The sequence below is a fragment of the Ruegeria sp. Alg231-54 genome (assembly GCF_900143525.1).
Taxonomy (GTDB): Bacteria; Pseudomonadota; Alphaproteobacteria; order Rhodobacterales; family Rhodobacteraceae; genus Ruegeria.
Genome location: NZ_FREZ01000004.1, coordinates 60585 through 83001 on the forward strand (window position 1 = coordinate 60585; position 22417 = coordinate 83001).

The 22417-nt window shown below is 59.0% G+C and carries 22 protein-coding genes; 8 read left to right on the plus strand and 14 right to left on the minus strand.

The genetic code is table 11. The features are described from left to right. The first annotated feature begins 76 nt into the window (after nucleotides 1-76). Nucleotides 77-1105 carry a porin gene (locus DHN12_RS09440; protein WP_058272854.1) on the plus strand — a complete coding sequence of 343 codons (1029 nt, stop codon included), beginning with the start codon at nucleotides 77-79 and terminating at the stop codon, nucleotides 1103-1105. A 64-nt stretch (nucleotides 1106-1169) separates the two neighbouring features. Here DHN12_RS09440 and DHN12_RS09445 read toward each other — a convergent pair whose 3' ends face one another. Genes DHN12_RS09445 through DHN12_RS09465 form a run of 5 tightly spaced genes read right to left on the minus strand, consistent with a single transcriptional unit; the run spans nucleotide 1170 to nucleotide 5376 of the window. Then, nucleotides 1170-1712, minus strand: a complete 543-nt coding sequence (locus DHN12_RS09445) for a DUF3833 family protein (RefSeq protein ID WP_108859972.1) — start codon at nucleotides 1710-1712, stop codon at nucleotides 1170-1172. After that, the gene (locus tag DHN12_RS09450; protein WP_108859973.1) at nucleotides 1709-2326 is read right to left on the minus strand and encodes a DUF3833 domain-containing protein; all 618 of its coding nucleotides are present in this window, start codon (nucleotides 2324-2326) and stop codon (nucleotides 1709-1711) included. The genes DHN12_RS09445 and DHN12_RS09450 overlap by 4 nt, the downstream gene beginning before the upstream one ends. Further along, the gene (locus tag DHN12_RS09455; RefSeq protein ID WP_108859974.1) at nucleotides 2323-3546 is read right to left on the minus strand and encodes an MFS transporter; all 1224 of its coding nucleotides are present in this window, start codon (nucleotides 3544-3546) and stop codon (nucleotides 2323-2325) included. Before DHN12_RS09455 ends, DHN12_RS09450 begins: the two co-directional genes overlap by 4 nt. Further along, nucleotides 3546-4091: a hypothetical protein gene (locus DHN12_RS09460; RefSeq protein WP_234416606.1), complete on the minus strand. Its 546-nt coding sequence runs from the start codon at nucleotides 4089-4091 to the stop codon at nucleotides 3546-3548. The genes DHN12_RS09455 and DHN12_RS09460 overlap by 1 nt, the downstream gene beginning before the upstream one ends. Further along, nucleotides 4045-5376, minus strand: coding sequence for an NAD(P)/FAD-dependent oxidoreductase (locus DHN12_RS09465; protein ID WP_108859976.1), 1332 nt, complete (start codon nucleotides 5374-5376; stop codon nucleotides 4045-4047). Before DHN12_RS09465 ends, DHN12_RS09460 begins: the two co-directional genes overlap by 47 nt. Nucleotides 5377-5604: 228 nt before the next feature. On the opposite strand from DHN12_RS09465, the gene DHN12_RS09470 reads away from it, so the two are divergent. After that, nucleotides 5605-6330, plus strand: a complete 726-nt coding sequence (locus DHN12_RS09470; protein ID WP_108859977.1) for an SDR family oxidoreductase — start codon at nucleotides 5605-5607, stop codon at nucleotides 6328-6330. Nucleotides 6331-6346: 16 nt separating this feature from the next. On the opposite strand, the gene DHN12_RS09475 is transcribed toward DHN12_RS09470, so the two are convergent. Next, nucleotides 6347-7999, minus strand: a complete 1653-nt coding sequence (locus DHN12_RS09475; protein WP_108859978.1) for a DUF6504 family protein — start codon at nucleotides 7997-7999, stop codon at nucleotides 6347-6349. Nucleotides 8000-8060: 61 nt separating this feature from the next. After that, a complete protein-coding gene (locus tag DHN12_RS09480; RefSeq protein WP_108859979.1) occupies nucleotides 8061-8345 on the minus strand; it encodes an I78 family peptidase inhibitor in 285 nt (94 codons plus the stop codon). A 130-nt stretch (nucleotides 8346-8475) separates the two neighbouring features. On the opposite strand from DHN12_RS09480, the gene DHN12_RS09485 reads away from it, so the two are divergent. Next, the gene (locus tag DHN12_RS09485; protein ID WP_058272862.1) at nucleotides 8476-9588 is read left to right on the plus strand and encodes an S-(hydroxymethyl)glutathione dehydrogenase/class III alcohol dehydrogenase; all 1113 of its coding nucleotides are present in this window, start codon (nucleotides 8476-8478) and stop codon (nucleotides 9586-9588) included. Nucleotides 9589-9665: 77 nt separating this feature from the next. Here DHN12_RS09485 and DHN12_RS09490 read toward each other — a convergent pair whose 3' ends face one another. From DHN12_RS09490 to DHN12_RS09500, 3 genes are all read right to left on the minus strand, one after another. Beyond that, nucleotides 9666-10604, minus strand: a complete 939-nt coding sequence (locus DHN12_RS09490; RefSeq protein WP_108859980.1) for a DMT family transporter — start codon at nucleotides 10602-10604, stop codon at nucleotides 9666-9668. 148 nt (nucleotides 10605-10752) lie between these two features. After that, nucleotides 10753-11166 (minus strand): group III truncated hemoglobin, encoded by a 414-nt coding sequence (locus tag DHN12_RS09495; RefSeq protein ID WP_108859981.1) that lies wholly within the window; start codon nucleotides 11164-11166, stop codon nucleotides 10753-10755. Nucleotides 11167-11216: 50 nt separating this feature from the next. Continuing rightward, on the minus strand, nucleotides 11217-14135 hold the full coding sequence (locus DHN12_RS09500) for an error-prone DNA polymerase (protein ID WP_108859982.1): 2919 nt from the start codon (nucleotides 14133-14135) through the stop codon (nucleotides 11217-11219). Between the two features lie 109 nt (nucleotides 14136-14244). On the opposite strand from DHN12_RS09500, the gene DHN12_RS09505 reads away from it, so the two are divergent. Then, a complete protein-coding gene (locus DHN12_RS09505) occupies nucleotides 14245-14709 on the plus strand; it encodes a DUF1203 domain-containing protein (RefSeq protein ID WP_108859983.1) in 465 nt (154 codons plus the stop codon). Here DHN12_RS09505 and DHN12_RS09510 read toward each other — a convergent pair. Continuing rightward, nucleotides 14706-15698 carry an ABC transporter ATP-binding protein gene (locus DHN12_RS09510; RefSeq protein ID WP_108859984.1) on the minus strand — a complete coding sequence of 331 codons (993 nt, stop codon included), beginning with the start codon at nucleotides 15696-15698 and terminating at the stop codon, nucleotides 14706-14708. The two genes, DHN12_RS09505 and DHN12_RS09510, sit on opposite strands and share 4 nt — an antisense overlap. A gap of 87 nt (nucleotides 15699-15785) precedes the next feature. On the opposite strand from DHN12_RS09510, the gene DHN12_RS09515 reads away from it, so the two are divergent. The 3 genes from DHN12_RS09515 to polA all read left to right on the plus strand — a co-directional run bounded on the left by DHN12_RS09515 (nucleotide 15786) and on the right by polA (nucleotide 19561). Beyond that, nucleotides 15786-15962, plus strand: a complete 177-nt coding sequence (locus DHN12_RS09515; protein WP_108859985.1) for a zinc-finger domain-containing protein — start codon at nucleotides 15786-15788, stop codon at nucleotides 15960-15962. Nucleotides 15963-15975: 13 nt separating this feature from the next. Beyond that, nucleotides 15976-16638, plus strand: coding sequence for a YrbL family protein (locus DHN12_RS09520; protein ID WP_108859986.1), 663 nt, complete (start codon nucleotides 15976-15978; stop codon nucleotides 16636-16638). A gap of 124 nt (nucleotides 16639-16762) precedes the next feature. Next, nucleotides 16763-19561, plus strand: a complete 2799-nt coding sequence (gene polA / locus DHN12_RS09525; RefSeq protein ID WP_108859987.1) for a DNA polymerase I — start codon at nucleotides 16763-16765, stop codon at nucleotides 19559-19561. A gap of 58 nt (nucleotides 19562-19619) precedes the next feature. Here polA and DHN12_RS09530 read toward each other — a convergent pair whose 3' ends face one another. After that, nucleotides 19620-19850: a DUF2798 domain-containing protein gene (locus DHN12_RS09530; protein WP_108859988.1), complete on the minus strand. Its 231-nt coding sequence runs from the start codon at nucleotides 19848-19850 to the stop codon at nucleotides 19620-19622. A 79-nt stretch (nucleotides 19851-19929) separates the two neighbouring features. Then, entirely contained in the window at nucleotides 19930-20679 is a 750-nt protein-coding gene (locus DHN12_RS09535; RefSeq protein ID WP_108859989.1) for a hydroxypyruvate isomerase family protein, read from the minus strand. A 175-nt stretch (nucleotides 20680-20854) separates the two neighbouring features. On the opposite strand from DHN12_RS09535, the gene DHN12_RS09540 reads away from it, so the two are divergent. Next, nucleotides 20855-21799, plus strand: a complete 945-nt coding sequence (locus DHN12_RS09540) for a DMT family transporter (protein WP_234416607.1) — start codon at nucleotides 20855-20857, stop codon at nucleotides 21797-21799. Here the strand turns inward: DHN12_RS09540 and DHN12_RS09545 are convergent. After that, nucleotides 21796-22374 carry a DUF1285 domain-containing protein gene (locus tag DHN12_RS09545; RefSeq protein ID WP_199913491.1) on the minus strand — a complete coding sequence of 193 codons (579 nt, stop codon included), beginning with the start codon at nucleotides 22372-22374 and terminating at the stop codon, nucleotides 21796-21798. The genes DHN12_RS09540 and DHN12_RS09545 overlap by 4 nt on opposite strands. Nucleotides 22375-22417 lie beyond the last annotated feature (43 nt).

Here is a 22417-nt window from a genome sequence, read left to right on the forward strand (position 1 = left end):
GTGTGCTCGGAAATTGTTCGAATAGGCCAACAGTCGCTTTGGCGGCTACACTCCTCTCAAATCTTATGGGTTTACCATGAAAAATCTCCTCATTGCATCGACCGCGTTGATCGCAACCGCAAGCGTTGCTGCCGCGGATGTTAAATTCAGCGGCTACGGCCGTTTTGGTATTGGATATCAGGAAGACCGTACCGGTACTGTTGACAACTTCACCGTTGATCCGGCAACCGGCGCAGTTACCAGCGCCGGCACCGCGACCGTCGACACCGACAACACCATCCTGGTCTCGCGCTTCCGTCTGAACATCGACGGCACCGCAGAAACCGATGGCGGCGTTGAGTTCCAGGCACGTGTTCGTCTGCAGGCTGATGACGATTCCGGCAACGGCGAACAGAACAGCGCGGGCCTGAACGGCGCACGCTTCTCTGTCATCTACGGTGGTCTGCGTGTTGACGCCGGCAACGTTGCGGGTTCCTTTGACAATCTGGCAAACTACTTCGGTAACGAACCGGGCCTGGAAGAGTTTCTGGGTCAGTATTCGGGCGTGAACTATAGCTTCCTAGAGTACACCTCGACCGGTTCGGGCGCGAATGCCGTGTTCTTCCAGTACGCAGTTGGCGATTTCGCATTTGGCGCGTCATATGACCAGGCAACTGTTGCTCTGGACGGTGTTCCGCAAGACGCAGACCGTTGGGACATCAGCGCAACCTACACCTTCAACAACATCACTGCCGCTCTGGCTTATGGTCAGACCAAGGCGAACGTGAACAGCAGCAGCGAAAAGCAGTCGCTGACCGTTCTGACCCTGGGTGCAGAATTCGGTGACTTCTCGGGTACTCTGTTTGTTGCGGACGATGACGTTGTTGATGATGCCGAGAACGGTACCGCATACGGTCTGTCGCTGGCATACAACCTCGGCGCCGCAACCACCCTGCAGTTTGCTTACGGTGACGGTTCGGCTGACAACGATACCCGCAATATCGGTATTGGCGCCATCTACGACCTGGGCGGCGGTGCATCGCTGCGTGGTGGTATCGGCGAAATCAAAACGGGTGACGAAGACGGGCGCATCCGCGCTGACTTCGGTGCTCAGTTCAACTTCTAAGTTGAGCTAAACCACAAAGTTTAAGGGCAGGTCTTCGGAGCTGCCCTTATCTTTTGCTGCTGGTCTATTTCTTCTCAAAAAACAGAATGACCTCGCCCAACCGGACGCCATAGCGCGACACATAGGCTCGGTTCAGCAGACGGTCATCGTCCAGCAGCCACATCCAGTCGTCAAAGTTGACCCGCATGGTGCCCTCTTTGACCGGCAGGTCGATCTTGTATGTCCAATTGAATGTATCGCCGCGCTCGACCCCGGTGGCGGTTCCCAAAACGCCGGGCGCCGTGCCGGTCCAGGTGTCCTCGCCCGTTTTGGTCAGCGTCCAGACACGCTGCTCGGTGGCGCTGTCATCATAGACAAAATCCTCAACCAGAGTCAGGGTTTCACCATCCCACGTTCCGTCGATATCCACCGTAAAGCGGCGCGGGATATTGCCCAGAACATCCTGAAATTGGCCATAGGCGACGGTCTTGCCCTCAAAAAACTCTTCAAGGTTCAACTGCCGATCAGACAGAAAGGTCTTGGGAACGCGCGGTTTAGCCGAACAGGCAGTCAGAACGGCCAGTCCGGCGACTGCCAGGCCCGCAACAAGGACCCGACGCGAGATCATTGCAGCGGCCTTTGTTCTGCGTCCGCATCATAGCCGTTTGAACTGGGGACATGTGCGGATTTAGCCTCGGGCGCAGGGCGCATCGTGGCAATCAGCTCTGCGACCTTGATGCCGAATTTGCGCATCTCGGACCGGTTCATGATTACACCGTTTTCAGTCAGGTACATCCAGTCGGTGACGTCTAAAGTGTGCCCGCCGGCATCCTCAGGCAAAATGATCCGGTAGGTCAGTTTGACCGTCGAACCCGAAATCGTGCCTTTGCCTTCACCGACGATGTCATCCGCCGTGGCGATGAACGTATTGCCGGTGCCCAGCGTCAGATACCATTTACGTGTCATCTGTTTGCCGTTGGAATAGGTGAAATGCTCGGACAACGTGCCGGTGTTGCCATCCCAGTTCCCAACCATACGGGCGACAAAGCTGTTCGACATCTTGCCGTTCGGCCCATAGATCAGCCCTTCGGACAGGATCTCTCCGTTCAGAACCTCTTTCATTTTGAATGCAGGCCCAGTGCCGGTGTAGTCGGCCGGTGTTTGTGACCGGAAGCTCAGGAACCGGTTCTTGGCTATAAACAAAGCGAGAGCGGCGAACAGTAAAACAACAAGCGTTTTCATTTGGCTGAGACCTCCGTGGGCAACGTCAGGACCATGCCAAACGCGCCAAGTTTCAGGATGCAGGGTAGTACCGCATAAGCCAGATTGAGTGTTTCCAGGGCTTGGGCGGAATTCGATTGGCCAGGTGAAAAGCCGCTGCGTTCCAGCAGGGGCAATGTAAAGAAGGCGGCAAGCGCGAGGCCCAGTTTGCCCGCAAAGGACCAGATGCCGAACGCGGCTGAGGCGTTCAGGCCGGCGCGGGTCAAAACGACCGAGAACATGGCCGGCAGGACCACCATATCGGCCCCAAGTGCCGCACCCGAGGCAAGGCAGATCAGAGCAAAGCCCAAAAGCTCACCCGCCGGCAACATCGCAGCCCCAATAAAGCCGGCTATGGACAGCGGCATTGCGATGATCAGTGTCTGTTTCGGACCAATGCGATTGCTGAGCTTGGCCCAAAGCGGCACACTGGCGCCGGCGCTGAGGAAAAACAGGATCAACAAGGGACCCGCCTTGCCCGGCAATTGCAGCCTGTCTTCGACGAAGAACAGAAACAGGGTTGAGGTGATGGCTACCGGCAAACTGTTTACCAACGCCAGCGCCAATAGTCGCAATGCCCCGGCCTGACCCAGCCCTGCGAAAGACAGGCCCTCGCCAGTAATCGGCGTGCGCCGCCACATCGGGAATGTCAGCGCGATGGTTACAATCGACAGGACGCCCAGAAACAACCCAAAGGCGGGGTATCCCTGTGCGCTCGCCCCTAAAGCGACGAACAGGGCGGGTGCGCTGGCAGCAATGACAACCCCCGCCAATTGTCCACCTTCACGGAAGGCTGCCAGCGACATCAGCTCTTTTGAGTCTGGTGTTTTGGCCAGCGTGGCGCTGCGCCCGTAAAGCAGGATGGTCCCGAGGCTGTAGGCCGAGAACAGCAGGATCAGGATCAAGATCAGCGATGTCACGCTTGCGCCCTGTGGCAAGGCAAAGAGCAGCGGAAAGCCAACCGCCAGCCCAACGGCGGCCATAGCGGCGAACGCCAACTGACCCTTCGGCCATCGGTCAATCGCCCAGCCTATCAGCGGGTCTTGCACAAGATCCACAAGCCGGATCAACAGCAGTACCGTTCCAATCACCCCAAGGCTAATCCCAAGGTTAACCGCAGCAAAACGCGGCAGGTGGATGTAGAGGGGAATACCCGCCGCTGCGAGCATCAGCGCATAGAGGCTGACCCGGGGATACAGCATCACTGTCCCTTCAACTGGCGTGTAAAACTTGCGGATCTGGTATTGTCTCCCAGAAAGATCGACATGAATGTCTTTTTGACGCCTGGCCCGGACAGGGTGCAGGTTTTGCGCCCGTTCCGCCAGAAACCAACCTTGTTCGGCCCTTCCGAGATGGCCAGATAGCTGTCGCCTTTGCTGACAGCCTGAAAGCACTGTTCAAGCTGGACTTGTGTCAGCCCGCTGTTTCCTTGCCGTGTCATCTCATCCAGCGTGGATTCAACCAGAGCCTTCTGCTTGAGGTTTTTTCGGTAGGTCAACTGCAACCCGAAATCGTCGCTCCAACTGAACGGGGCACCGCCGGGCGTGAACAGCTTTGCGATATAGATGGGAAGGCCCAGATACCGGAAAGTCGCGGATCCGCGCAGTTCGGCATTCGGCAATTCGTTCGACACAGGTGGCGCTGCCAGCCCGGCTGGGGCCAGCAAGGTCAGCGACAGCAGAGCGACGCACCAGACCGAGCTATTCGGCCGCGACAGGGATGACCGGGTCATTTTTGGCAACGCCATTGTCAGCTCCGATGGTTTGCGGGGTGCCATTCAACTGCGCGACAACATGCATCGCGCTGGCAATCCCGTCTTCGTGAAAACCATGCCGGTTATATGCACCGGCAAACCACGTTTTGTTCTGTCCCTGCATGTCGCGAATTTGCCCCTGGGCCTTCAATGCGGCTTGATCGAAAACCGGATGGGCGAATTCTACTACGTCATAGATTTTGTCCGCGGGAATGTCCGCCGCAACATTGAGCGTTACAAACATCGGATCACTGTCGGGGATGTTCTGCAACCGGTTCATCCAGTAGGTGACGCCGACATTTCCGGCCTGTGAACGATAGGTCCAGCTGGACCAGCAGGCCCGTCTTTTGGGCATTTGGCCGGGATCGCAATGCAAAACAGCCTTGTTGGGCTGGTACTTTATCGCGCTAAGGGCAGCAATTTCTTCGGGTGTGGCGCTGTCACCCAAAATGGCCAGCGACTGGTCCGAGTGTGTGGCGAGAATGATCTCATCATAAAGGTCAACCTGACCTTCGCTGAGTACGGTTACGCCCAGTTCGTTCCGCTGGACGTGCTGTACAGGCGACGCGACGCGGATTTCGCAACCGCGGGCGCGCAATGCAGCCTCGATCCGGCGGACATATTCAATGCTGCCACCTTTGACCGTCCACCACTGATGCTGCTTTGACCGATCACCGGCCAGCAAGGCATGGTTTTGGAAGAACTGTACCAGCGAACGTGCGGGAAAGCGGTCAATGAATTCGACGGGGGTGGACCAGATCGCCCCGCACATGGGCATCAGATAGTTGTGGCGGAACCAGTGGCCCAAACGCAGTTCGTCGATCAGCTCACCGATCGTAGTGTCATTGTTCTTGGCGGCCTCAGGAGCCTGTTTGCCAAAGCGTAGGATGTCCGAAATCATCTTGTAATAGGCTGGGCGCATCAGGTTGCGCTTTTGAGCCGTCAAGGTGCGCAGATTGTTCAGACCGTATTCAAGGCGGCCATTGTCGATCGTTGCCCCAAAGCTCATCTCGCTTTTGGTGACCGGGACGTTCAGTTCGTCGAACAGTTTGGTCAGGTTGGGGTAAGTGGCATAGTTGAACACGATGAACCCGGTGTCGACCGGTTGATCGCCGTTTTTGCCCGCCATCACCGTTCGGGCATGGCCTCCCAATCTGGGCTCGGCCTCATAGATCGTTACATCATTGTCTTCTGATAGATAGTAAGCTGCGGATAGGCCTGAGATTCCTGCACCTACAATTGCGATTTTCTTGCGTGCGCCCCTTGGTTCGTCGAACATGTGATCCTCTTAGTTCGGCAATTTAAAAGGATTACGCATCAGATGCGGGTACGGATCAATCACGTTGGACTTTTTTTGAACGTGCGTTACATCATGAAGTCTTTCCCGGTTTTTGGCGCGTTCACGTGATCCAACTTTGTCGCTGATCCGTAAAATCCCTAACATGTCTGAATCAACACGAAACCAATGTCCGGGCCATGTGTACCTGACAGTCCGGATGGCCCAAGCATGAGCAGTTTTGACGGAAAAACCTATTGGATCGTTGGTGCCAGTGAGGGGCTAGGCCGATCTTTGGCCCAGGCGCTCAGCCGCCAGGGCGCAAAACTGATCCTGTCGGCACGCAATGCGGCGCGGCTGGCCGAGATCTGCAAGACCCTTCCGAACGCGCGGGCGGTGCCGTTTGATGTGACCGACTTGAAGGCCGTGCGCCGCGCCGTGGCAGAGGTCGGGGATGTGGATGGGCTGGTTTACAATGCCGGCGCCTATGAGCCTATGAAATCGGCCGATTGGGATACAGAAGCTGTTCTGTCTATGACAGACGTGAACTATCTAGGCGCGCTGCGCGTATTGGGTGAGACGGTGCCCGGGTTTGTGCGCGCAGGTCAGGGCGATATCACGCTGATCGGGTCTTTGTCTGGCTATCGCGGGCTTCCGGCTGCGGTCGGATACGCGGCCAGCAAAGCTGCGCTTATCTCGCTGGCGGAAACGATGCGATTTGATCTGGCATGCACGGGGGTAACTGTTCGGATCGTCAATCCAGGTTTCATTAAGACCCGCCTGACCGAAAAGAACACGTTCAAGATGCCGATGCTGATGACGCCCGAGGACGCGGCGGACCGGGTGGTCAGGGCGATGTCGCGCCGCCGGTTCCGCACCGATTTCCCGGCACCGTTCTCTTGGGTGATCCGTTTGCTGGATTACCTGCCGGATTGGCTGATTTACCGCGGGAAATAGACTCTAATCAGGCGTTTTAACCAAACTGCCCCTGACAGAACCAGCCTGCCGACATCGTGCCGCCATGGCCGTAAAACAGCCACAGCCGCTCACCTTGTTCGGTGACCACCACCCAATAGTCACGCACGCCGCTGCGCCAGTTGGGGTCATCCAGCCACCATTCGGGTGCGATCCGTTCCGGGCCGGTGGCCTGGGCCAACTGCCAGTCGCGCCCGCGCCAGCGAAAGGCGGCTGGAACATCCGGGGCTTCAGCGGCCATCACCGGCTCGGGCTGCCACATCTGCAACGGACGCGGGCGCGACGGGGCGGGCCAGTCACGGGCGGGTTCCGACCACGCCGCCGCCAACGTCTGCGCGGTTTTTTCGGGGATATGTGAGGCTGCCGGGTGCCGCCGGGTGATCACGTCCAACCCGACCCGGGCGCCCAGTTTGCCGATCAGGTCATCCACGGCTGTATTGCCCTCCAGCCGCGCGCGGGCCACACGGCGCGCCTCGGCGTGACCGGCCACGGTGCGGGCATGGATGGGCTCGGTCTGGATCGCCTCAAGCCGCAGCATGTCGATGCCATAGCCTGCGTCTATTTTATCGATTTTCATCTCTAACAAAGGGCGAATGCGGTGTTTGTCATAGGTTGGGCGGGCCAGACCAACCTCGATGATCTCGGCCGCCTGATCGGCGCGATGCGCCTCGAGCCGTAGGGTACGAACGCCGCGCGCCTTCTCTTCCAGCTTCGTGCACAGCGTGGGCAACACCCGGTCGATGGCGGCCATCACATCCTCGATCAACCCGATCGGATTGGGCAGGGTCATCCGCACCGCAAAGTGATGCGGCGGACGCGCGGGGGATACCGGTTCGGGCGCGCTGCCCATCGCTTGGTCCAGTCTCATCACCAGCCCGCGCCCGAACCGTCGGGCGAGAGAAGCCCGGGGTTGGCCCAAAAGATCGCCGATCCGGCGTAGGCCCAGCCGGTTCAGTTGTGCCACAACCTGATCTTCCAGCCGCAGCGCCGCAATCGGCAGAGGGCTGAGCGCGCCATAAGATTGCCCTGGTGCTGCGATCCGCGCGCCACCGCCCAGAGCCATCACTTGCGGCGCGGCCCCGCCCTTGGTCCAGTGCCGCCGTTTCCCTGCGCGCGCGCGGGTGGCGCGTGCCTCTTGGCTTATGGCGTCGCCGTTGCGGTCAGACGTGGCCTCTTGCCCCGCATAACGCGCCAGCGCCCAGGCTGCGCCCAACGTGTCGGCAATACCCATCTGAACGCTCAGCCCCATATCGGCGCAATCGGTTTCAATGACGCTCAGCAGCGCCTCCTCCCCGCCGAACAGATGCGTGCAGCCCGACAGGTCGACGATCAGACCATCGGGGATCTCTTCAGCCACCCATGGGCTGAACTTGCCGGCCCAGCGGCGCAGCGCGGTCAGAAACGCGGCCTCGGCCGGGGCGTTGCGGTGTCGCGTGATCAGGGCCGAGCACATGGCATGGGCATCACGCACGGGCTGGCCCACACGCAGACCTGCGGCCTGCGCTTCTGCGTTCAATGAGGTGATCACCTGCATGTTCGACTGTTCCGCAACCACCGCCAAAGGGCCAACATGCAGCCCCCGCGCGGCACGGATCAGCCGTTCAGCCCCCAGACGGGGGAACCACAGTGAGAGTATTCGGCGTTTTGGCATTGGCAGACATCAAAATGTTCCCATTTTGTTCTTACCGTAGAATCATGCCTCGAGTCCACGCTTACCCGCAGGTCAGGCGCTGAATGATTCCGGCTCCGTTCACGAAAACATTCAGCCGGTCGATGCGATAATCCTGTGTGGCAATGTCATCGGGACCCAGAACACGCGACCGCTCGGGCAACTGGGCTTGAATAGTCGAAACCGGTTGGCCGATGGAATCGGAAAAATCGTCGCCCAGGCAAAAGGCCAGATCAACCGGCGCGTCCGTTGAGGCGGGTGTTTCCACAGGTGCAGTCGTCTCGGCACAGCCTGCCAGCAGGACCAGCGCGGGAATAAATCGGTGCATTGGCGTTTCTCCTTCTGACAATGTCGTTACTGCAATATCAAACATTTAGCCAACCTGCCACCAAAGCGCAGTTGAAAACACCCTGCAATTGACGCAGGGTCGGGGCAAATAAGACAGGGAGACAACGATCATGCGCACCCGTGCCGCCGTCGCCATTCAGGCGGGCAAACCTTTGGAAGTGATGGATGTGAACCTCGAAGGCCCCAAGGCGGGCGAGGTTCTGGTCGAAATCAAGGCCACCGGCCTTTGCCACACCGACGAATTCACCCGGTCGGGTGCTGACCCCGAAGGCCTGTTCCCGGCCATTCTGGGCCACGAGGGCGCGGGTGTGGTTGTCGATGTCGGTCCGGGCGTCACCAGCCTGAAGCCGGGCGATCACGTGATCCCGCTCTACACCCCTGAATGTCGTGAGTGCGAATACTGTCTGCACCCCAAGACCAACCTGTGTCAGGCGATCCGCGAAACCCAGGGCCGGGGCCTGATGCCCGACGGAACCTCGCGGTTTACGACTTTGGATGGTGACCCGATCCTGCACTACATGGGCTGCTCGACCTTTGCCAACCACACGGTTCTGCCCGAGATCGCGCTGGCCAAAGTGCGCGAGGACGCGCCTTTCGACAAGATCTGCTACATCGGTTGTGGCGTGACCACCGGCATCGGTGCCGTCATCAACACCGCCAAGGTCGAGATTGGCAGCCGTGCCATCGTGTTCGGTCTGGGCGGCATTGGCCTGAATGTCATTCAGGGCCTACGTCTGGCCGGAGCGGACCAGATAGTTGGCGTCGACCTGAACCCTTCAAAGGTCGAAATGGCGACCAGGTTCGGCATGACCGATTTCGTCAACCCATCCGAAGTTGAGGGCGACTTGGTGCCCTATCTGGTGAACCTGACCAAAGGCGGCGCGGATTACACATTTGACGCCACGGGTAATGTCGGCGTGATGCGCACGGCTCTGGAAGCGGCGCACAAAGGCTGGGGTGAATCGATCATCATCGGCGTGGCACCTGCGGGGGCCGAAATCTCGACCCGCCCATTCCAGCTGGTCACCGGTCGTTCGTGGCGCGGCACCGCCTTTGGCGGCGCGCGGGGTCGGACCGATGTGCCCAAGATCGTCGACTGGTACATGGACGGCAAGATCGAGATCGACCCGATGATCACCCACACCATGGGTCTGGACGATATCAATCACGGCTTCGACCTGATGCATAAAGGCGAAAGCATTCGGTCGGTCGTCGTTTACTAAGACTCTAATACGAGACAATCCGCGTAATGCGGTTGAAAACGGCGCGCGGAATAGTGCGCCGTTTTTTAGTTTGACGTTTACTCCCCTGGCCGTGACGCCCCGGTATCCGACCGAGGTGACCGCACCCGCAGAACCGGTGTGTTGGCTGAGGTCGTGTTTGTCCGGCTTTCGCGCCACACCACGTAGACGCCGGATGCGATAATGACGCTTGCACCGACTGCAACCCAGACGTCCGGGCGTTCGCCAAAGAAAGCCATGCCGAAAATCGTGGCCCAGATGATCTGGCTATATTGACTGGGGGCAATAACCCCGGCGGGTGCCGCACGATAGGCCAGAATGATCAGGTGCTGGGCGATGACCGAGAAAACGCCTACCAATGCCATCATTGCAAGATGCAGCAGGGATGGTGGTTGATAGACGGCAGGCTGTGCAAGGCTCATCACCGCGATGGCCAACAACATGGGGTACAGGATCAGCACGGCCGATCGTTCCTCATTCCCGATCTTGCGCACCAACACGGATGCAAAGGCGCTGCAGAACGCCGCCGTCAATGCAGCCAGATGGCCTAGGGTGATGTCGGTCGCCCCCGGACGAAGGACAATCAGCACACCGATCAGACCAACACCGACTGCGGCCCAGCGCTGGGCGCGGACTACCTCGCCAAGGATGGGGATCGACAGGACTGTCACGATCAGCGGGAAGGAGAACAGCAGCGAATAAACCTCGGCCAGCGGCAAAACCGAAAACGCATAGAACGCGCAGGACATCGCGGTGACCATCAGGCCAGATCGCAGCAACACCAGCCATGGGTGATGGGGCAGAAAGTTCCCGGTTGTCCGGTCGGTCAGAATCGTGACGGCCATCGGCACAAACGAGAACAGCGTGGCGAAAAAGATGATCTGCATCACCGAGTAGACGCCGCCAAGCGCTTTGATCAATGCATCATGGCTGGCAAAGACCGCAAAGCCCAAAAACGCATAGCCAAGTCCCCGAAGGGTGGAGTTCTGAGTGCTCATCGTTGTGGCCTCGGGTGATGTTTCGGTGTTGTGACTGTGCCATCACACCGCGTATGTTGCGGGTGGCTTGCCTTTGAGTAAACCCATTTTGGTGGCGCGCATAGCCCTTAATTTACCGCTAACATTGCATGGCCGCTATGACGCGGGATCACCGCAGGATCGGGGGTGCATCCTTGGGTTGACGTGCGGATTGAACACCGGCCTTCATTCCCACACCAATGCGGCGCGCCAGCGCGACCCACGGTATCGCGGTTTCAGGGGGCAGCGTCTGCGTCGCGACCTCTTCGAACAGATCCAGCCAATGGGCGAAGAACTCGGGCTTTACGTCGGGACGTTCGATATGAACCCGCTGCGGATTGCCGTCATAACTGCGCTCGAACAAAATCGCGTTGCGCCAGAAGGCGGCGATCTTTTCCTCATGGGCGGGCCAGTTGTGGACATGTTTGTTGAAGACAGGTCCCAGTACCGTGTCCTCGCGCACGCGGGCGTAAAAGGCGCGGACCTGCGCGTTGATCTGGTCCGGCGTTGCAGGAAAGCGTGGGGGCAGGGTGGGTCTGGTCATTGGGATGGTCCGATTTCGACTCTGTTCTGCGGCAATATCCCGTTCTGCGGTCATGCGACAGGCGTGGTTTTGTCGCGCGGGTCCGGTGTCAGAATATGCCGCAACAGGGCCACCGGATGCGCCCGTAGGCTGAGGCGGGTGGCGACGTAGTCCTCGACCACCTGCTCGCCCAAGGTCATTTTCGGCAGGTAGGCCTCGGGTTCATCCAGCGCCTCCCCCTCCAGATCTTGCGAAAACAGCGGCAGGGGTTTGGCTGTGGCGATCGCTTTGGCCTGCCACAATGCCTCGCGCCGTGTCAGGTCGCAGGCGGCGAAGGCATCCGCCTCGGCCAGCCGTTCGATCACCGATGGTCCCAAACCGGCACGGCGCCAGACATCGTCGACCTGATGGTAGCCATTGCCGCGCGCCGCTGTCAGCCAGCTGGCATCTTCCTCGCTGAGGCCCTTGATCTGGCGGAAGCCCAGCCGCAGCGCCAGCCCGCCCTGACCGTCAGGTTCCATCACATTGTCCCAAAAGCTGGCATTGATGCAGACCGGGCGCACTTGAACCTCATGCTCGCGCGCATCACGGACGATCTGGGCGGGGGCATAGAACCCCATTGGCTGCGAATTCAGCAGGGCGCAGGCAAATATCCCCGGATGGTGGCATTTGATCCAGGCCGAGGCATAGACCAGCAGCGCAAAGCTGGCCGCGTGGCTTTCGGGGAAGCCGTAAGAGCCGAAGCCTTCGATCTGCGAAAAACAGCGTTCGGCGAAGTCCTGTTCATACCCGTTGCGTTTCATCCCGCGCAGGAACAGCGCGCGGAATTCGCTGACATTGCCGTGCTTCTTGAAGGTTGCCAGAGACCGGCGTAGCCGGTCGGCCTGTTCCGGGGTAAAGCCTGCGCCGACAATGGCAATCTGCATCGCCTGTTCCTGAAACAGCGGCACGCCCAGCGTTTTGCCCAGCACCTCGCCCAACTCGTCCGAGGGGAAGCTGACCTCCTCCTCTCCGTTCCGGCGGCGGATATAGGGGTGGACCATGTCGCCCTGAATGGGGCCGGGGCGGATGATGGCGACCTCAATCACCAGATCATAGAAATTGCGGGGCCGCATCCGGGGCAGAAAGTTCATCTGTGCTCGTGATTCCACCTGAAACACGCCAATCGAGTCCGCCTTGCACAGCATGTCGTAGACGACAGGGTCCTCGGGCGGCAGGGTGGCGAGTGTATAGCTGGTCTGATGGTGCTGACCGATCAGGTCAAAGGCCTTGCGAATGCAGGTCAGCATCCCGAGGCTGAGGACATCGACCTTGAGGATGCCCAGCGTGTCGATATCGTCCTTGTCCCAGCAGATGACCGTGCGGTCCTCCATCGTGGCGTTCTCGATAGGAACAAGCTCGTCCAGACGCCCCTCGGTGATGATGAAGCCGCCGACATGCTGAGACAGGTGACGGGGGAACCCGTCGATCTCATATACCAGCATTAGAGTCTGTTTTAGACGGCGATCTTCGGGGTCGAGGCCAATCTCGCGCATCCGTTCCGCCTCAAGCCCCGCGGCGGAGAAGAAGCCCCAAAGCTGAGATGAGAGCGCTGAGATCGTATCTTCGGTCAGGCCCATCGCGCGGCCAACCTCGCGGATGGCGCGTTTGCCGCGATAATGCACGACCGTTGCGCAAAGGCCGGCGCGATGGCGGCCATAGCGGTCATAGATGTGCTGGATCACCTCTTCGCGGCGCTCATGTTCGAAATCGACGTCGATATCGGGGGGCTCATCCCGCGCCTCGGAGACAAAGCGTTCGAAGACCATCGTGCCCATCTCAGGGCTGACCTCGGTGATGCCGAGGCAGAAGCAGACCACCGAATTGGCCGCCGAGCCGCGTCCCTGGCAGAGGATGTCGCGCGAGCGGGCGAAATGAACGATATCGCGGACTGTCAGAAAGTAGGGTTCGTATTTCAGCTTGCCGATCAGGGCGAGCTCATGCGCCAGCATCTTTTTCGCCTTCTCGGACGCGCCTGCCGGATAGCGCCATTGCAACCCTTCATGCGCCAGACGATGCAGGCGTTGGGTCGGGGTTTCCTGCTCGCTGCCCTCGCTGGGGTACTCATAACGCAGCTCGTCCAGCGAGAATGTGAGCTGTTCGCTGAGTTCATGCGCGCGGGCGACAGTCCCCTCATAGCCTTTGAAGATGCGCAGCATCTCACCCTCGGACCGCAGGCGTTGTTCGCCATTTGCAAGTGCGTCTCGACCCAGCTCATCAACCTTGCGGCGCAGGCGGATGGCGGTCAACACATCCCCCAGCTTGCGACGCGTGCCGTGATGCATCATCGGCGTGGAACTGGCGAGGGTGGGGATGTCGAGTTGCCTTGATTCAGTCTCTAATAAAGAGAAATATACACCATCTGCGCCGTCATACCGGGGGTGCATTAACAGATGTATCCGCCCGGCAAAGCGGCGCGACAGCTGTTGCGCTTGTGTCCGCCAGCCGTCCGCGCCGCCCTGAGACCGGGCCGTTTGTGGCCACAGCAGCAGGTGGAGACCGTCGTAAAACTCCAGCAGGTCGGACAGGTGCAGGATGCAGTCGCCCTTTTCGGCGCGCAGACGGCCCTTGGACAGAATGCGGCACAGATTGGCCCAGCCCTGCCGGTTCAGGGGCAGGGCGGTAACCGTGGGCGCATCGGTAAAGATCAGCCGTGCCGCCGGTATCAGGCGGGGCACCGCGTGGATCGGGTACGAGGGCGGTTTGGGGATGTGATCGGGGCAGGGTGGGCCTATAGAGGTGTTCTGCGCCTCCCACTCCAGCCGTTCGCGCACCTTGCGGGTAATCTCGCGCGCCTGCGTATGGGCGCGGACGATCCCGGCGACCGAGTTGTCATCAGCGATGGCGATGGCGGGCAGGCCCAGGGTGACGGCACGCTCCATATACTCCTCGGGGTGGGACGCCCCGGTGAGGAAGGTGAAATTCGACGTGATCGACAGTTCGGCATACATTACGATTCCGTATTATATTCACGTTTTGTTCTTTTTCGAGTCCTTTGCGCAGGAAACGGGTCGATTGGGTTTGATCCGATGGGCAGTGTCGGAAAAAAGGAGACCCGAAATGTTCAAAATCACCGCATTGCCCACCGACGAGGTACGCGCCCTTCAGGCCGGTCACCCGGATTCCTATGGCGCAACACCAGAACGGGCCGTTTCAACGGGTGCTGGTAACCCGTGTCGCCATTGTTTGCAGAACATTCCCGAGGGCGAAGAAATGCTGATCTTGGCCCACAGACCGTTTTTAGAGACACATCCATATGCCGAAACCGGGCCGATCTTTCTATGTGCTGCACCCTGTGAGCGATACGAGGGGCAAGACCTGCCCGAGGTTCTGACCTCGTCGCCCGACTACCTTATTAAGGGCTATGGCACAGATGACCGCATCGTCTATGGCACCGGAGTGATCACGCCCACGGATCAGATCGGAGCAAAAGTCAGAGATATCTTTGCCCGACCAGATGTGGCCTATATCCACGTCCGATCCGCGCGAAACAACTGCTATCAGGCCCGAATCGACCGAGACTAAAGCTTGACCCTATGCATTCCCCGGCGCGGCTGATCCGGATCAGCCGCCGGGGCGTCCTCGGAGCGGCTGGATGTCAGGGCGAGGAACACATCCTCTAGATCAGCCTCTTCAGTGCGGACGTCGCGGATGCGGATATTGGCTGCGCGGACAGCTTCAAGAACCTGTTCGGCGTTGGTCTGGGCGCTGCGATATTGCAGCACAAGGTTGCCATCGTCGCGCAAGGCGGCCTCGACCCCTTCGGTTGAGGGTAGATCGACGACCGGGCTGTCGGGCACGATGACCATGGTACGGCTGTCCATTCGGCCCAGCAGGTTGGCGGTGCTGTCCTGCGCAATTTTCTCACCGTGATTGATGATTGCAATCTCGTCACACATTTCCTGTGCTTCTTCCAGGTAATGCGTGGTCAGGATGATGGTCATGCCCTGTTCGTTCAGCTTGCGCACATTAGCCCACAGCATCTGGCGCAGTTCGATATCCACGCCTGCCGTTGGTTCGTCCAGCACCAGAATCTTGGGGTGATGCACCAGCGCCTTTGCCAGCAGCAACCGCCGCCGCATGCCACCCGACAGGGTGCGGGCGTAGGATTCGGCCTTGTCGCTGAGGCCGACCAGTTCAAGGATCTCATCGCTGCGGCGTTGGGCCTTGGGTACGCCGTACAAACCGGCCTGCACCTCTAGCGCGCCGCGGGGCGTGAAAAACGGGTCAAGGTTCAGCTCTTGGGGCATCACGCCAATCGCGGCGCGGGACTGGCGCGGGTTGCGGTCCTGATCGTACCCCCAAATCGACACGGAACCCGCAGACTTCACCACCAGACCGGCCAGAATGTTGATCAGGGTCGATTTACCGGCCCCGTTCGGACCCAGCAGGCCAAACACCGACCCCCGTGGAATGCTCAGGTCTATGCCCTTCAGTGCCTGTTTCGCGGGCTGGCCCTTGCCGCCGCGATAGGTCTTACGCAGTCCATCGATCCTGATTGCCGCATCGGTCATGAGACCCTTGCCCCCGGTTTGCTCATCGCTCATAAACGCACCTAATGCATGCCCGCGAGGCCGACAACCAATGAAGGATCGCCAGCCGTGACACTTGATGCACCGGAAACCAAATTCGTCGAAACCGCACGTGTTGCCTGTGACGGCGGTGAAGGCGCGTTGGGCCACCCGCGTGTCTGGTTGCAGATCCCCGAAGATACCGGCTGGGTCGAGTGCCCGTATTGCGATTGCAAATACGTACTGTCGGAGCACGACGCGCAATAAATTCGGAGGCCGGATGCTTTTTGCAGTGCAGCTTTTGCAGGTGTCCGATCAGGACCCGATTGCCAGTGGCGGGCATCGAGACGTGTATGCCTGTCCGGGGCAATCCCACTTATTGGTAAAGGTGACGCGCCCGCGCAAACGGCCCAACCGATCTTTTGCAAAACGGTTGATCCGGCGGCTTCTGCCCGATTCTGTATTCCGCAATGCGCTGAAGGAAATCGAGGGTGAGATGAAGGCGGCGTTGAAAAGCGGCACCGACATCGAGCAACTGCCCTTGGCGCGGTGTTTTGGCATAGCGCAAACCGACATTGGCCCGGCGATCGTTGTGGAGCGGATCGAATCCGATGACGGACAGCTCGCACATCCCCTTGCGAAGTTGTGCGAGGATGGAGCGCTGAGCGATGATGTTCTGAATGAATTGAACAGTTTTGCCAAAAAACTGTTTAAGCTTCAAATTGTTGCCCGCGATATTCACGAGACCAACATTGTCTACGGGCTGCGCAACGAAACCCGGATGTTTCTGCTGATCGACGGGTATGGAGAACGCAATCTTGTTCCCTTGCGCACATTGAGCCGCAGGTTGAACGACCGGTCGCTGCACAAGCAGATGAACGGCATCGCCGAGCGTGTGGGGCTGATCTGGGATAGAACCGGGCAGGAATTCCGCGTCGCGTGATTGACGGCCTGCGTTAACGTTCCGGCACAGTTTTCCGGCCTCTTGTGTGGATTGACTACCTTCTTTGCTGGCCACCCGCGCGGGCCTGTGGCAGAACCGTTTCCAACCAGAACGGAGCGCGCGCATGAGCAATTTCGGAAAAGGGTGTCACCTGCATCTGATTGACGGATCGGCCTTTATTTTCAGGGCCTATCACGCGCTGCCGCCACTCACGCGAAAGTCGGACGGGCTGCCGATTGGCGCGGTTTCTGGCTTTTGCAACATGTTGCAGAAATATGTCGAAGGGAACGCTGGCCCGGACGCACCGACCCATGTGGCGGTGATCTTCGACAAAGGCTCGCACACGTTCCGCAACGATATGTATGACCTCTACAAGGCCAACCGCGAAGCGATGCCCGAGGACCTGCGCCCGCAAATGCCCCTGACACGCGAAGCGACGAAAGCCTTTAACATCGCTTGCAAAGAGTTGGAGGGATACGAGGCCGACGACATCATCGCGACGCTTGCTGTGCAGGCGCGTGAGGCGGGCGGGCGTGTGACAATCGTAAGCTCGGACAAGGACCTGATGCAGCTGGTTGGCGGCGGTGTCGAAATGCTGGATGCGATGAAGAACAAGCGCATCGACCGCGATGGCGTGATTGAGAAATTCGGCGTTGGCCCTGAACGGGTGGTCGATGTGCAGGCGTTGGCGGGCGACAGCGTCGATAACGTGCCTGGGGCTCCAGGCATTGGGGTCAAGACGGCCGCCCTGCTGATCAACGAATACGGTGATCTGGAAACGCTGCTGGACCGCGCCGAAGAGATCAAGCAGCCCAAGCGCCGCCAGACCCTGATCGAAAAGCGCGACCAGATCGAGCTGTCGAAGAAACTGGTGCAACTGGACGAAAACACACCGCTGGATTTCACGCTGGACGATCTTGAGGTGAAAGATCCCGAACCTGACACCTTGCTGGGTTTTCTGGCAGATATGGAGTTTCGCACGCTCACCAAGCGGATCGCGGACAAGCTGGGTGCCGAAGCGCCAGCGATTGCCGATGCGCCTGCGCCGGCTGCTGAGGTGGTCGAAGCTGAAGCTATCCCCTTTGATGCGTCAAAATATGAATGCGTACGGGATGCGGGTGCGCTGCAAAAATGGATCGATCAGGCGTATGAGCGCGGCTGGATCGCGGTGGACACGGAAACCACTGGCCTGAATGAAATGATAGCTGATCTTGTCGGCATCTCTCTGTCGGTTGAGCCGGGCGAGGCGTGTTACATTCCGCTGATCCATCGCGAAAGCGCCAGCGACGATCTGTTCGGCTCAGACGCACTGGCCGAGGGGCAAATACCCGTAAATGAGGCTCTGAAGCTGCTGAAACCGATGCTAGAGGATCCGTCGATCCTGAAGATCGGGCAGAACATGAAGTATGACGCCAAGATCTTCGTCCGCTACGGCGTGAACGTGGCGCCAATCGATGACACGATGCTGATGTCCTATGCAATGCATGGCGGCGAGCATGGGCATGGGATGGACACGCTGTCCGAACGCTATTTGAACCACACGCCGATCCCGATCAAACCGCTGCTGGGTTCGGGTAAATCGGCGATCACTTTCGACAAGGTGCCGATTGATGAGGCGACCGCCTATGCGGCCGAAGATGCCGATATAACTCTGCGCCTGTGGAAGCTGTTCAAACCGCAACTGCATCAGGTGCAGGTGACAACGGTATATGAGACGCTCGAACGTCCATTGGTGCCGGTTTTGGCCGAGATGGAAATGCACGGCATCAAGGTTGACCGCGATGTGCTGAGCCGGATGTCCAACGCATTTGCCCAGAAAATGGCCGGATTAGAGGCTGAAATCCACGAGTTGGCGGGCGAGAACTTTAACGTCGGTTCCCCCGCTCAACTGGGCGAGATCCTGTTTGACAAGATGGGTCTGGAAGGCGGCAAAAAGGGTAAGACCGGTAAGTATTCGACCGGGGCTGACATTCTCGAAGACCTCGCGACCGAGCATGAATTGCCGCGCCGAGTACTGGACTGGCGGCAACTGAGCAAGCTGAAATCGACCTACACCGACGCGCTGCAGACCCATATCAATCCAGATACGGGCCGGGTGCATACGTCTTATTCGATCACTGGAGCCAACACCGGGCGTTTGGCCTCGACCGATCCGAACCTGCAGAACATCCCCGTGCGCACCGAGGAAGGCCGCCGTATTCGCGAGGCGTTTATCGCCGAGCCGGGCAATGTGCTGGTCAGCTTTGACTACAGCCAAATCGAGCTGCGAATTCTGGCCCATATCGCGGATATTTCGGCCCTGAAACAGGCGTTTTCCGACGGGCTGGACATTCACGCCATGACCGCGTCCGAGATGTTCGATGTGCCGCTGGACGAGATGACGCCGGATATCCGCCGTCAGGCCAAGGCGATCAACTTTGGTGTGATCTACGGCATTTCAGGCTTTGGGTTGGCGCGCAATCTGCGCATCCCGCGTGCCGAGGCACAGGGGTTCATCGACCGCTATTTTGAACGCTTTCCGGGTATTCGTCGCTACATGGACGACACCGTCGCCTTCGCCAAAGAACATGGCTATGTGCAGACCTTGTTCGGGCGCAAAATTCATACGCCCGAGATCAATGCCAAGGGGCCGCATGCGGGGTTCTCGCGCCGGGCGGCTATCAATGCGCCGATTCAGGGAACGGCGGCGGATGTGATCCGGCGCGCGATGGTGCGGATGCCGGATGCGATCAACGGGTTGCCTGCAAAAATGCTGCTGCAGGTGCACGACGAACTGCTGTTCGAAGTGGCCGAGGATGCTGTGGACCCACTGATCGAGGTGGCGCGCGACGTGATGGAAGGCGCATCTGATCCGGCTGTAAAGCTGGACGTCAAGCTGAGCGTGGATGCCGGACAGGGTGCCAACTGGGCCGAGGCACACTAGCCGCAAAAAATGGGTGCGGCGCTGCTCATTAGGCCCGGCGGGCCCTCTTTGCAGCGGGTCAGCCCTGCGGTCTGACCCAGCCCTCGACCATGCGTTTCACTGTTGGGCCAAGGGTGAGGATAACAGCGAAGGCAATCGGCCAGCAAAAAGCCCAGGACGCCATCCAGTCGCCAAATGTGGATGGTCCGAATCCCACGGCTTTGGCCGTGGCGATGCAGGTGACGATACAGGACATGAGGCCGGACATGATCAGTCCGAACACAGCGTGGGCAAAGCGGGCAGGGATCATTTCGGGAATCCTTAAGGTCGCGATGCCCCGGTTTTAGGTATTTTCGCCCTGATTGCCAGACGGAATAGGGAGTCTGCCGTCACATCCAGCCCAGTGAATGCACGGTTCTGGATGTTGACGGGGTGTATTCGGCACTAACCCAGCCGGAATATCCCGATGACGTCATAGCATTAAAAAGCTGAGCGAAGTCCGTCGGACCGCGTCCCGGTTCAGAGCGGTCCGGGGCGGCTCCGACCTGGGCATGTACGACCCTTGGATGAAACTGTTCCCAAACCTGCAGCGCATCTCCGTGGATCATATGGGCGTGAAAGCTGTCATATTGCAGGCCGACATTTGGACGGCTTACACGATCCAGGATATCAGCAGCCAGGTTGTAATCATTGAGGAAGTAATCGGGCTGAGACACGGGGTTGAGCGGTTCGATCGTAAACTGTTGTTGCGGTGCAAGGTCGGCCGCCCATTGCAGGTTGTGCACCATGCATTCAAACGCGTCCGGTCCCGAGGAATAGCCTGACATGATGTGGATCAGCCCCGGGCGGAGAACCTGAGCATAGCGCAAAACGCGGCGGATATCCGACTGGAACCGGCCTTCACCACCGGGAACAGCGGCATAACCGGGATCACCTCCGGTGTAATTGGGCGGGGGCGCATTGATCAGCACCAGATCCAAACCGTTGGCCAGCAACGCGCGGTGTGTCTCTTTGGCGGCCAGGTCGTAGGGAAACAGAATCTCGACCGCCTTGAACCCAGCCTCTGCTGCGGCCTGAAACCGGTCCAGGTAGGGAAGTTCGGCAAAGAGCAGAGAGATATTGGCTGCGAATTTTGGCATCGGAGGCCTCTGGTTAGCTGGTGCGCTGACTTTATCCGCGAGGCGATTTCAACGAAAGAGACTGAAAACGACAGTTTGTCGAAATTCGACCAGATCGGGCTGACTTTATCCGCGAGGGTCGGGGCAACGCGGCGAATCATTTCAGAACGCCGTGCCAACAAAAGGTTCGAACAATATGGCGATGAGCCCAGACCCCGCGCGCGGGAACGCCCTTTCTGCGTCTGCCGGGCAAAATTTGGCCTTGTCCGGCAACGGCTTGGCAGTGGCGTCCATGCTGACGTGGGCGGCTGGGTTTCCGGCGGCCGAGGTGTTGTTGCAGACATGGCCGCCAGTTGCGCTGTTGGTCGCGCGCATGGCCATGGCTGTTGCGTTTCTACTCCCGATTTGGGTCATGATAGATGGCCCGGAACGGGTTCTGCGCGCCCGTTGGGGACATGCGTTTGTTGTCGGCGGGTTTGGTATCGGTCTGGGGATGTTCCTGCTGATCGTGGCGCAAAAACTGACTGACCCGGTCACAACGGCCATCATTGCCTCATGCGCGCCATTGATTGCAACACTGTTGGAACTTGCGTCTGGTACTCGGCGACTCAAGTGGAATTTTGCTGTTGGGGTTCTAATCTCGGTAGTGGGCGGATTGATCGCCACCAGCGCGGTAGCCCCGGCACAGTTGGGTTTGGGCGCTGCCTGTGCCGTTGCGGCGACAGCCCTGTTTTGCTGGGGAAGCCAGGCAACCTCGCGAGATTTCCCCGAATTAAGCCAAACCGGGCGCGCAGCGGTTACTTTTGTTGGCGGATTCTTCATGGCAACCATCCTGATGACCGGAGCACATCATCTGGGCATGGATATCGTGCCGTCCATTTCTATAGACTCGCGCCAAATTGGAATGCTGGCGATCTATTCGCTGATTTCCATGGCGCTCAGCCAGATCCTGTTTGTTGCGTCGATTGGCAAACTGGGCGTCGCGCTTACGTCCTTTCACATCAATGTCGCCCCCTTCTACGTGATGCTGATCATGCTGCTGCTGGGCGAAGAGTGGAACTGGACCCGTGCGCTGGGCGCAGGGGTTGTCGCGATGGCTGTTGTTCTGGCACAGGACCGTCGGGTCGAAAAACCGGCCTAGTCGGTCAGGCTGTCCGACCGGACAAGCGGGAAAAACTGCCCACCGGACCAGACGCCAAACCAGCCATCTTTGTGCGTTGCGATGTCCACAAGGCGATAAAAGCTTTTGCGATCTATGCGCGCCTCAAGATTTGCGCGAACCAATACGTAAGGTGACGGCTCGTCTGTTTCGGGATCGATGACAATCCGGATCGGGTGATCAGGACCAGCTATCGCGGTATCACCAACACGGGTCGTAAATGTCAGTACTTGGGCCTGACCCTCGCCTGTCGCGTCAAAATCCACGGCCACAAAGGGCGCATCCTCGACAGTGATTCCCACCTTTTCCACCGGGGTCACAAGGTAGTATTTCCCGTCTTCTTTCTTAAGAATTGAGGAAAAAAGCTTCACAAGCTCGAACCGGTTGATCGGCGACCCTAAATAAGTCCAAGACCCATCTTTTGCGATATGGATGTCCAGATCGCCGCAAAACGGAGGATTCCACAGGTGAACAGGGGGTAAACCCCTGGTTTTGGCCGCTTTGACCGAGGCCGCCAGCCCGTCCGGAGAGGGGGTCACAGGTTTTTGTCCGCTCATTGCTTTTGCCATTTCCTTTTCGCGCGATACACTTCAACCATAA